The sequence below is a fragment of the Mesorhizobium sp. M0060 genome (genome assembly GCF_040323155.1).
Taxonomy (GTDB): Bacteria; Pseudomonadota; Alphaproteobacteria; order Rhizobiales; family Rhizobiaceae; genus Mesorhizobium.
The window spans coordinates 21,651-31,358 of sequence record NZ_JAMYUP010000064.1; the positions used below are offsets into that span (position 1 = coordinate 21,651).

A 9,708-nucleotide genomic window follows, 5' to 3' on the forward strand; every position below is an offset into this window, starting at 1 on the left:
AGCCTATTTCCGCTGAAACTTCCTAGCCTACCAGATGCTGGACTTATGCGGGTTCTACAACAGCTTCCGCATTCGCTGCGGCCTTTTTCTTACGCTTCTTTTTCATTCCTTCCGCGTCGGCCGAGTTGTCGGATACGAAGGTGTAGCTGCGCTCTATGCCCCGCACATGAAGAGCCTTCATAGTTCTCATCATGCTGATGCGGGAAAAGAGAGGCAGATTGAGCGACCGGTTTGCCGGGTCCTTTCGGGTAACAATGACAAACTGAATATGGCACTTGCCATCGGCTAGGAGAGCCATTGCGTTTTCTGACCCCTCGGCATCCAGCGCTGCCGTAAGGAGCACCGCCAACCTTGCGACCGCTTCGGTATCCAGCCGAAGAAGCTCAATCGCGTTGATCCCTTGATTGAAAAGGTGGCTGAGCTGAGCCGAGAGCGTCGAAATCTTAACATGATAGAATACCGCACTTCCGTTCTGGACTGCCAGCAGGTCGCATGGTTCCACCTGCGTCTGGCCTTCAGGAGCGATGTTCGTTTTGTCGAGGCACGCAATTCCGGCCTGGGCCTGGGCAACGGCCAGATTGTACGCACCTTCGCTCGACTGCGTATAGGCGGGAAGATTTGCGGCGATGTAGAGCGGATCGAGATAGGTGGTGAGGCGGGTAATGTAATTGTTGTCGACGCGGTACCATTGTCCTTCCGAGAAGTGGAACGTTGAGCCACCCGCAATCGCGAGCGTTGTATCGAACACAAGGCTCTTGAGAATGCTGTACCTGTCTCGCGAGGCCCCGTCCTCATCCGTGAGGACGAGGCTGTGGTGAGACAGGTCATTAAGACCCACGTCGGCCAGTTCGAAACTCCTGCTGGCGAGGTAGTCATAGTAGCGCCCGATATACACGTCGTCATATATGAGGCTGGGGCCAGTGCCAGAGAAGGCGACGAACACGTTGTCGCTGTAGTTTATAATCTCCGGGACCGTGAGGTTTAGGTCCGGGTCCTTGGCATGTAGAGCCGCCAACAACTGTTCGTTCAGAGCAACGAGTGTTGCCGGATCCTTCACTGGCACGATGTTCTGTATACCTGGAAATGATACTTTGAACTGCTCGGCGCCGTATAGCTCCAGCAGCTTCTCGCAGAGCTGAGCAAGACCCTCAGCGAGAGTGTCGGTGCTGATGCGCAGATTGCTGGCACCGGTAGCATGGCGAAATAGTTCCTTGTGTTCGTCTCGCACTTTGCCGGTAAGGCTCCGCAGGATGGTGCTGTCGCGATCGAAGTCGAAAAGTGTCAGCTCTGACTCGATCGGCAGCTGCGTACGCTGGCGCTTTGCCGCGCTCGGCTCGAGCGTGTCCGTGCTTTTCAGCTTTTTCGGATCGAGGCTGTTGAGCGTGACACGCAGGCCGAAGTCATACTCGTAGCTCGTATCCCTGAGATTGTGTGCTACATGTCCGAACGATAGCGCGAAGCACCTGCCGCCAATCGGAAGAAAAACGAGTGCACCCTTGCTAACTTGGTCGAGATTCTTCTGGACGCCGAAATAGCCCCTCCACCAAGGTGGCCGCGGGTCACTGTCGAGCACGAAAAGTGTGGCCCCCTCGGGCAGGAAGCCAGCTTGGACCTCTGCATCCAGCGGATGGTCGTCGACAAGCGCATTTGCTTGGTCGAACCCCGGCTTGAGCAGATAGATTGAAAAAGATCGACTCTTGGACATGCATCCCCCCAAACTGTAATGGTAAGGGGATGGGAGGCAAAATACAAACAGCGTGCGCTACTGATTATTGAATATCCGCGTGGCTTTGGCCTCGTGGCTTTCGCTGGGCTGCTCACCGGGGACCGTCAGTCGCGCTAACTGCCTCGATTGCGGCAACATCGACCTTCCTCATGTCCATCGTCGCCTCAAACATGCGTTTTGCTGTGTGACTTACCCCACTGAGATGCTGGAGTTGCATTCAGCTGAAGGCCACATCAATAAAGCCCTTTCCCTCCCTAATTCGTTCGAAGTCGGTGCGTAGGGGCTGGGCTTTATCGAGCCATTCCCGTTCATATGTGTCAAAGTCAACTGGGTCCTTCGGTTTGAAATTTTTGAGATCAGGCTTGTAAATCCGCGTATCGCCAACGCGCCGCGCGATTTCCGTCATCAGCAGCCCGCGCGGAATCGTGCGATATTTCCCACGTTCGGTCGACACAACCGCTATTGCTTTCGAGTGCTGGCCGGCCGCCGGTACCGGCAGGATTGAATCCAGGATCGCAGTCGCTTCGCTGGGCTTTCCTTTGCCCATGTCCCAAGGTGTGCTGTTTTCACTACCATGATGGCCTATCTTGAGGAAATCGACCGCTTTGCCGAGCAGATCTTGGCGCTCGTTCCACATCACATTCCACGAGCCGTTCATCTTGCTCTCTTTGAAGTCGCCATGCCATTCGGCGTCGCCGACAAACAGCAAGCGCTTCTTGTTCCATTCGATCAGCAACACAATGCTGGAGTTGTTTTTCAGCGTGCCATCCAGTTCCGCGAATGCCAGTGCGTTCGACTGCATGCGGGCGCGAAGGGCACGAAAAGAGGCTGGGCTGATATTGCGTGGCAAAGGTGGCTCTTGCGCTTCTTCTGTGACATCGAACTCTTTTTCCGCGTCGAATGCGGCCGCTCCCAGCACGCCCTTTAATGTTCGCTGAGCGGTCGCGCCGAGATAGAAACGATCGAAATCAGCCTCCGGGCCAAGGATGTTGATTTTCGTCTTATGGAGTTCAATGCCATGCGTTTCATTGGTTTCGCCGGCGTGGACATAGGTCGGCTCCCCGCCATCGAGCAGCGTCTTGCGCAAGGTCTGCATGGCGCCTTTGTTGTCGATCTGGAAAACTGACAAGAGCTCGCTTGCGCGAGGGCTGAGACTGGGGCCAAGTGCTGCAAGCCCCCGCATGGCCTGCTCAGCGACCCCTCTAATCTTGCGGGTCTTTCCCGCCTGCGGATGTTTGGGATCCATTGCGCAATTCATCCAAACCGCGCCGACCTTCATGTTACCGAATAGCTTGGGATCGAAGCCCGCTATGTGATCCTTGTGTTCATGCGTGACAACGACAAGATCGAGCCGCTTTTTTCCGTCCTGTGCGTCTGGCAACTCGCTCTCGAGCTGTTTCATCGCCGCGGCAAGATACTTCTCTTCGCTCCAGGTGCCGCAGTCGATCAGCATATGGAAGGCGTCTTCCTTTTTGTCGGTCTTGCCGGGGATGCGGACATAAATGCAGTCGCCCAGACCGACATCGTAGAGGCGGATCAGGAGCTCATTTGCCATCTAAGCGCTCCCAGGCTGGAATCATCGTCATCGTAAACATGAAAGTGCGGCGAGAGTTCAAACCGAACTGAGCCGTCAACTTCGCGCGCGATCAGCGGCGGTGTAAGGCTTCCAACGAGACCTTCGGGGCCGGCGAGTTCCTCACCAACCATCCCCTCGTGGATGCGCCTGACCAGCGCGTCGAGATACTCCTGCTTGCGCTGCTTGCCAGCCTCTAGTTCAGCTAAGGCTGCCTGCTCGGTACCAAAGAGCTTTTTCCCTGCTTTTACCTTCTCCATAGCCACGCTTGCGGTGGCAAAGGGTTCGCTGCCTGGCTTGCGCGCCCAATAAAGCAGGCTGCCATTTACGTCGAAGACCATCGTCCCGCCACAGAGGAGACTGGTCGTCTTGCCATTAAAGGAGCCAAACTGCGTGCCCACCAACGCCAAATCCTCGCGCCACAAATATTGGAGGATGATCTGTTTGGGCTGGAAGAGGCCCGGGCCGACCATTTTCTCGGAGGTGAAGACCTCATCGACGATGATGTCGATATGGTCGGGAATGGAGAGCTTGTCGCGGTTGTCATCGAGATAACGATAGGCAGCGGCACGCGAACTCCCGATGAGCTCCGGGTCGTGCGTAATTGTTCCTGGCATCCGATCGTACAAGGGCGCGCGCACCAGCAAGTCGGTCCTCTCCTCTGCGGTCATGATCTCGCGGTGGACGAAAATATCGGCGATCATCTCGCGATAGTTGTTGGGGTCGGTTGGATTTGCGATCGCGAGGTTGCGTAAGACAGCCCGCGCATAGTCGTTGAACGTAACCTCGACTGGCGGCAAAAGATCGAGCGCCTGGATAGCAATTATCTGCATCTGAGCGACGGCATACTGTAACGATTGAGCCGGTGTGTGTGTCTCCCCGTCGCTGCGCTCTCGCTTGAGATATTGCTCGGTCAACGCAACGAAGATGTCGAACATGGCTCCGGTCATCACCTCCGAGAGCACGTGAGGTTCGATCTCATCCTTGTATTTGCCCAGCAAATGATCATTGGCCGCGCTACGAAGGTATGGTTGTCCTGACACGGCGTTGCCGAACTCAGTGGCGACCGATGCGATGAGTTCGTCGCCGGATTTCGTCTTCAAGTGGCCCTTGGTCCGGACCGCAAGCTCCTTGCGGAATGAATTGTTCCGCAACGTCATCAAGATTGCGGTCAGGTCACCAAGGAATTCGTGAAAGGCACCCGTCTGCGGCGAGACCGCTTCCAGAAGATAAGGCCGAATGCCATCCAGCAGTGCATGACCAAACTCGTGATTGACGATATCGCTGGACAAGCAGGTGTGAATGCGCTGACCGCTGTCATCGTCAAAATAGTAGAACTGCAGTGATTTGCTCTCTCGGTCGTAGTAGGCGTTTGCACCGTAACCGGCATTCGGCGTGACCAGAAGCCGATTGCCTTCGAACGCCCAGGATATGCGCCGGCCGAGCCCGCTTGGGCTCTCGAAGAAATCAAGTGTGCTTTGCAAAATTGCCCAGGTGCTGACCTGGCGGAAGTGAGCGGTTTCTTTCAGAACTTTATCGACCTTGCAGCCCTTAGGATCGAGAAAAACCTTCTCGCCGACGCTCCATTTCGCCGGTTCTTCCAGCGTATTTGTGGTGCTGTCGTAATCAACAATAGCGAACCTCGCGCTTGTCGGGCCATCGCCAATGCGCGGCTCCCAAGGCACATAAAAATCGTCATCGATTTCCAGGCCGGGATTCTGCTTCGCGACAAGGGGATCCTTGTAATATGTGTCGAAGCGAACCTTGAGGCCGAGCTTCTTTTGCGTCGCCCCATCCAGAAACCGCCGGGAGGCATAGACATCTCGCGTCTCAGCAGGCGAAAGGCTCACCGCTACAGCCTTTTCGCCCTTCTTAACGGGACTGCTCTTTTTCGCCATCTGCATCCCCCTCGAATGACTGCGAATCGGCCCTGCAATTGTGAACTTGAAGATATCACGGCTGCCTGCGCTAGCTGCCGGCTTCTTTAGCCAACCGATCTTTCATGAGGTCACCATAAGGCTCAACATCGAATGCCGTTGGAAAATTCTCAGGCTTATATGCCGAGATGGCCGCCTTCCGATCCAGAACCGACTGATGAACAAACGGCCGCGGCTCCAGTCGCTCGATCGTGCGAGGCTCGGCCTGCGGAAGATAGAAACCGAGCGCCGATTTTCGCTTCCATTCACGCCATTTGGCCGATTTTGGAATCCACTCGAGCGGCTTCCAGCCCCAGGTCATTGAATCGTGCACGGTCCCAAGTGGATTGGGGCTGACGAAGTTCATCTTCCCCTCACCCTCTCCTGTTCCGAAGACGAGGCGCTCCCGCATCCGAGAATTGATCTGCAATCCAAATGCCGTGGCTTCATCAATCATCCAGTCGAGCGGAAATTTAGAGATAGCGCTGTCCTCTTCAGGATAGCCACTACCGACATCCGAATGACATCCGGCGAACCAGACTTGCCTGATATCTTGCTGGTTTGCCGGCGCAGTTTTGTCGAAAGGATTTTCGACGAACGGCTGCGGCTCGACCCACCGGTTCAGGCGGAACATGCGACGATGCTCATCGATCGCAATCGCATGGCGAAAGACCTCGACACTCGGATTGGTCCTTGTATGCGGCAGTGTCAGAAGCTGTGGCAGAAGTCGGTCTCGTCGCGGCACGATGACCGACGCCACCGTGTCCCATACACCAAGAAATTTGATGCGAGCGTCTCGGGCTCCTGAGACCTTAGAAAAGTGCCAGGCAACGCTGAGATCGTGCTCATCGCTGGCTTGCTTGTAAGAGCTCACGGCATACTGGACGATGTTGAGCTGATCCGGTTGCAGCAGGCCGATCATGTGGATCAAGCCCGCAACAGCTCGAGCTGTGTAGGCTCCTCGGCTGAAGCCAAAGAGGAAAATTGCGTCCCCTTCTGCGTAGTGTCGGCAGATGAATGCGTAGGCACTGGCGATTTCAGCATCGAGCCCATACCCGGTCGCAAGCTCAAACACAGATTTGGTGTTTTGTCGCCAGCGGGTCCAGGCGTCGCTGGCCCCGATCGTGCCTATGCCAGCGTCGTAGTAGACGCGCTGTTCCTCGCTCTTCTTCAGGATGCGGAACAGCTTCAAAACGTTCGAAAGATTGCGCTCGATCTGATTTCCCGTACCGTCGCAGCAGACAACGATGTTTTTCCCCACCTTGTTTTACGCTCCCCCACTGATGCATCTAGACTAAACTGGACGATTTTGAACCTGTATCGTCTAGCACGGTTTTTCGGTCGGACCTTCCCCGAAGCAGTCTAAATCTCCGTTTTAGGTTCGCGTTTCCTGCGGATACGGGCCGCAGGTCGGAAGCATACCGCGAATTGAAGTGCGACAATTGTTGCGCTCCTCTAGGATTCTGTAATCCGAATCACTGAGTGTAAGTTATTTCGTGGACAGCAACACCGGCATGGACATCCAAAAGGCGATTTCTAGCCTCCTCAATCCGTCGAAGCTAGGCGCGCACGTCGCCTGCGCCGTCGCGCACGACGCGCCATGCGAAGACGACGGGCCACGGACCGCACTACTCCATGTGCGTTTCAAGGAGGACGAACCGCAGATCGATGCCCTAGCGGAGTTTCTGTGGGGCCAGTGCATGTACTACGCCTGCCGCGAAAGGGGCGGCTTGAGTACACGGCGGCGATCGAGAAGGATTTCACACTGATCGCCCGGGTGCATCAGGCTGTCCGGGAGGTCTTCATCACCTTCAATGCCACCAGCCCGTCGCGCGCTAGCGAACTAGGCGAGGTGCTCGCCATTGCGTCGTTCAGCACCATCTTTCAGCGGCACAGGTCGCGGCAAAGATGGCGCTTAAAACCTCCGCCAACATGCCAGTCCACGGCCTAGACGGGATCCACGCCACTTTTGAAGGCGATGCCTGACAATCTTTTTCCTGGAATCGAAGCTCGCAGGGAGCGCGAACGCCGGCCTTAAGGACTATGCCAAATCCGCCGCGGGATTTCTCGCCAACCGGAAACAGTACCTTCGCGAATATGAGTTGATATCGGACCTTGGGCATTTGGACTCTCTGGAGGGCGCGGCCCGGGAAGCGGCGCTCGATTTCTTCGACATCGTCGGCAAACCTCGGCAGCCTCAAAGGCCTTTCGTATTATGTGGGGGTCAATCGGATCGCCCTCCAGATCTGACAGGCAGAGGGTCACTGCCTTGTGCCAGCGAGGTCCTCTCCGGGTCCACGTCTTGAGCTGCTCAAGGGCTGCCCTCGCATTGTTGCAGCCATGCCTGACGCCGCTTTCGGTCTTCACGAACACCGGAGGGACGAACCAATGGGTTGCCATGATACCTCCTACTCAGGGGAGAGATACATCTTGGCCTCCTTGGCAGCCGCCTCGAAGGCTTCACGGACCTCTTGGGGGGAGGATTTGCCCTCGAACGCATCCACGCAGGACTGGACCGCCTTGGTCCACTTCGGGCCCTTTGTGTCCCACGCCATGAGTTCCTCGGCGGCTCCCTCGACGTGGCTGACCCCATTGCGAATGCCCGGACGTTTCGTCTTCACGTAGACCGGTGGAGAGAACCAGAGAGGACCCATAAGGGGGAACTTAGAGCGGCAAGAGCCCGCCGACCAACCGCGCTTTAGCCGCAGCTAAGGGAACGATGTGGGCCCTCCCGGGTTTAGAGCTTGCAGCGGTCGATCTTCGTGGATGTGCAGCCGCTGTGGGGGGGTCCGTCGTCTCTCCCTCACCGGCGGCGGGCTCCTTTCGCGAAGGCGGTGTTGGTCAGAGACACATAGAACCTTATACCGCAATCCAATTTAGCTAATTGTCATTGGGGACTAGTGTCCCCTCCTCTTTTGCAGCAGCCAGGAATGCCTTACGGGCCTCCTCAGCTTCCATCTCGTCGAAAATCACGGCCATGCAAACGCGCACCGCGAGGTCCCAGCAAGGGCCACGCTTGGTCCATTTCATCAGCTCCTCGCCGGCTGTCTCGGCGTTGTTGACGTTGCGGATGATCCCGGGACGCTCGGTCTTGACGGGGACCGGAGGGTTGAACCAGTGGAGAGCCATGCGTCACTCTTTGTCGGCCCGATTAAGTTCCTCCAGCAAATACTTTTGCTCAGCCCAGTTCCCGTTCTACAGGCAGAGTGAGCAGGTTGCGAAGGTAATTGCGGATTACTCCTCTAGCTATTGAAAATGGCGCAGGACGGCGCGCTTCCGTTGCGATGCCACAGTGACTGAAGTTGGCTGACAGCTACTCGCGACAGTCGAAAGCCACGCAGAGGCATGGCAGTTGCTGCCTCGACGATCGCCTCGGTTAGTTCTTCGTCAGAGGCCACCAAGCAAGGCGCAGCCTCCCGAGCTTCGCGTAGTGCAGCTTTGATCGAGACCGTGTCGCCACGGTCCGCCCTGTTGAGGAGGCGGTTATTCGCGAAGATCGAACCCGACGAACAGGCCAAAGGCTGGGGCAACATTGACAATAAGCTCCACCAGCTCGCAGTCAGTTTCCGCCAGATGTGGCCCGTCTCGGCGCACCGCTGCGATAGTCTCTTTGACGGAGATGATTTGGCCGCGACGGGCTTGTAGGATCAGCTCGTGAACAAGGTGTTTGGCAGTCACTTTGTCGGGTCGGCAGTTCGTCCAAACGTTCATACAAGGCCTCCCACCTCAGCGAGAACCCAAGGGAACATTCATGATCCTCTGTCGAGAAAAATCAAGCAGAATGTTTGATAACTTCTGAGTGGGAATCAGGGGGACAAGCCACGAAGCGAGCTTCTATATTCTTTGACCTGACGCTCAGCCAGCGGCTAGGGACCTTCTTCCGTCGGGCCCTGTTTGGCCCGATCAATAGCCGCAAGTAATGACTGTAGGGTTGGCGGCAGTTCTGGTTCGACCTCCAGATTTAAGAATGTTTGTACGTGATGACGATAGCCTTCGGAACGGATCAGTTTCCGAAACGCTTCGGAGACAGACTGATGGTCTGCTTTGTTGCTCGTTGTCATGTTCGGGAAGTCCGTCAGCCGCAACTCGCCCGCAACGAATGGGTTCCATCAGGAGGTCGGAATATTTATTACAAATTTCTGAGCGGGAGATCGGATAACTGGCTCGCGCGAAGACCCCCCGTGCCCCCTTCGTTTGCCGCAGCATTAATCCTCGCTCTTTGAACTGAAGATTCGTATCGATCTAGCGTCGGTGTTGCACATCGTGAACGTTGGAATGCTTCTGTCCAATGTTTGCTCACGCTGTGATGCCTACAGGCAGGCTCTTGCGGCAGAGTGCCGCAAGGCCGCGACGAATGAAACGCCGGCCCAGTTCAACCCGCGCGACGTCGTTCAAAGCTGGGGGGATCGATCTTCACCAAGCGGTCTGCGGCCTCGACCGCAGTTCGTATCCTGCTGCACAGCGCGAGATTTTCGGCCAGCATTTCTTCAGTG

The 9,708-nt window shown here is 56.3% G+C and carries 7 protein-coding genes and 1 pseudogene; 1 reads left to right on the top strand and 7 read right to left on the bottom strand.

What is annotated here, in order from left to right:
• Positions 1-43 precede the first annotated feature (43 nt).
• The 4 genes from NKJ94_RS31680 to NKJ94_RS31695 all read right to left on the bottom strand — a co-directional run bounded on the left by NKJ94_RS31680 (position 44) and on the right by NKJ94_RS31695 (position 6,476).
• The gene (locus NKJ94_RS31680) at positions 44-1,705 is read right to left on the bottom strand and encodes a DUF6119 family protein (protein ID WP_352530997.1); all 1,662 of its coding nucleotides are present in this window, start codon (positions 1,703-1,705) and stop codon (positions 44-46) included.
• A gap of 238 nt (positions 1,706-1,943) precedes the next feature.
• Positions 1,944-3,281, bottom strand: a complete 1,338-nt coding sequence (locus tag NKJ94_RS31685) for a ComEC/Rec2 family competence protein (protein ID WP_352530999.1) — start codon at positions 3,279-3,281, stop codon at positions 1,944-1,946.
• Complete coding sequence (locus NKJ94_RS31690; protein WP_352531001.1) at positions 3,263-5,197, bottom strand: gluzincin family metallopeptidase; 1,935 nt, start codon at positions 5,195-5,197, stop codon at positions 3,263-3,265. The genes NKJ94_RS31685 and NKJ94_RS31690 overlap by 19 nt, the downstream gene beginning before the upstream one ends.
• Positions 5,198-5,267: 70 nt before the next feature.
• A complete protein-coding gene (locus NKJ94_RS31695; protein WP_352531003.1) occupies positions 5,268-6,476 on the bottom strand; it encodes a T6SS phospholipase effector Tle1-like catalytic domain-containing protein in 1,209 nt (402 codons plus the stop codon).
• 611 nt (positions 6,477-7,087) lie between these two features.
• Between NKJ94_RS31695 and NKJ94_RS31700 the strand changes: the two are divergent.
• Positions 7,088-7,201 (top strand): annotated as a pseudogene (locus NKJ94_RS31700) (Hachiman antiphage defense system protein HamA); the annotation flags it as partial.
• 422 nt (positions 7,202-7,623) lie between these two features.
• Here the strand turns inward: NKJ94_RS31700 and NKJ94_RS31705 are convergent.
• From NKJ94_RS31705 to NKJ94_RS31715, 3 genes are all read right to left on the bottom strand, one after another.
• The gene (locus NKJ94_RS31705) at positions 7,624-7,869 is read right to left on the bottom strand and encodes a DUF982 domain-containing protein (protein ID WP_352531004.1); all 246 of its coding nucleotides are present in this window, start codon (positions 7,867-7,869) and stop codon (positions 7,624-7,626) included.
• 226 nt (positions 7,870-8,095) lie between these two features.
• Positions 8,096-8,344 (bottom strand): DUF982 domain-containing protein, encoded by a 249-nt coding sequence (locus NKJ94_RS31710; RefSeq protein ID WP_352531006.1) that lies wholly within the window; start codon positions 8,342-8,344, stop codon positions 8,096-8,098.
• 354 nt (positions 8,345-8,698) lie between these two features.
• Entirely contained in the window at positions 8,699-8,926 is a 228-nt protein-coding gene (locus tag NKJ94_RS31715) for a hypothetical protein (protein WP_352458909.1), read from the bottom strand.
• Positions 8,927-9,708: the final 782 nt, after the last annotated feature.

Excerpts from the sequence above, each read along its gene's own strand:
- NKJ94_RS31680 (WP_352530997.1), bottom strand. The coding sequence starts at position 1,705 with ATGTCCAAGAGTCGATCTTTTTCAATCTATCTGCTCAAGCCGGGGTTC.
- NKJ94_RS31685 (WP_352530999.1), bottom strand. The coding sequence starts at position 3,281 with ATGGCAAATGAGCTCCTGATCCGCCTCTACGATGTCGGTCTGGGCGAC.
- NKJ94_RS31690 (WP_352531001.1), bottom strand. The coding sequence starts at position 5,197 with ATGGCGAAAAAGAGCAGTCCCGTTAAGAAGGGCGAAAAGGCTGTAGCG.
- NKJ94_RS31705 (WP_352531004.1), bottom strand. The coding sequence starts at position 7,869 with ATGGGTCCTCTCTGGTTCTCTCCACCGGTCTACGTGAAGACGAAACGT.
- NKJ94_RS31710 (WP_352531006.1), bottom strand. The coding sequence starts at position 8,344 with ATGGCTCTCCACTGGTTCAACCCTCCGGTCCCCGTCAAGACCGAGCGT.
- NKJ94_RS31715 (WP_352458909.1), bottom strand. The coding sequence starts at position 8,926 with ATGAACGTTTGGACGAACTGCCGACCCGACAAAGTGACTGCCAAACAC.